We start from the raw sequence: 786 nt of genomic DNA, 5'->3' as shown, positions 1-786 counted from the left end.
GCGCTCTTCCATGAGCAGCACATCGCCGTCCCATGTGAAGACGGTTAGCTCGGTTGCGCCTGTCGCGCCTCTGACTTCCTTCGCCACGCGCCGCCCGAATGCGTCGTAGGTATAGCTTGCGGCAACATCGAACGGCGCAGTGCCAGAAATCCACCGAGTAGAACCATCCGTGTTCCTCTCACGTCGATCGATCTCGTTCGCCGCTGGCGGCTTCCCGTAGCGCTTGGCCTCCGTGAGCCGGTTCTGCTTGTCGTAGGCATAAACCCACGTCACGCCATTAGGCTCGGTCTTGCGGCTCAGATTCCCGCGCTCGTCGTAGGCGTAATGCGTGCGGTTCAACTCCTTCAGCACATTGCCGATGCACTTCGGCAACGACTGTTCCCATGCATGCAGCTTCTTATCATCGTCGGAGCGGCGTTGATCCCACTGTGACCGCGCCGGCTTGCCCGGATTCGCGCGCAGCCACGCTTCATCTTCGGCGCGTTCCCGCGCGTGCCGCTCGGCGCGCTCTGCATCCGTCTCCACGACCGGGCGCGGCGGAACCTTCTCTGGATCGACAGGATTGCCCGCCGGATCGAACGCAAAGATTTCGGTCAAATCGGGCGTGGCCGACTTGAGCAAGCGCCCGAGCGGGTCATAGGTATAGTCGGTTACACCGCGCGCGTGGTCCTCGATGCGCGTCAGGTGGCCCGCCGCGCTGTACTGATACGTGCGCCGTGCAAGCACATCGAGCAGGTTGACGCTCGTCGCATGACGCACCGACATCTGGGCGAGCCGTCCCACGCG

The 786-nt window shown here is 63.2% G+C and carries 1 pseudogene; it reads right to left on the bottom strand.

Features of this window, described 5'->3' with window-relative positions:
* Window positions 1-786: pseudogene (locus tag QCE49_RS33570) on the bottom strand (RHS repeat domain-containing protein); the annotation flags it as partial.

Source organism: Caballeronia sp. LZ008 (assembly GCF_031451435.1).
Taxonomy (GTDB): Bacteria; Pseudomonadota; Gammaproteobacteria; order Burkholderiales; family Burkholderiaceae; genus Caballeronia; species Caballeronia zhejiangensis.
The sequence above is the reverse complement of the archived record's forward strand: the minus strand, read 5'-3'. Positions and strand labels throughout refer to the sequence as shown.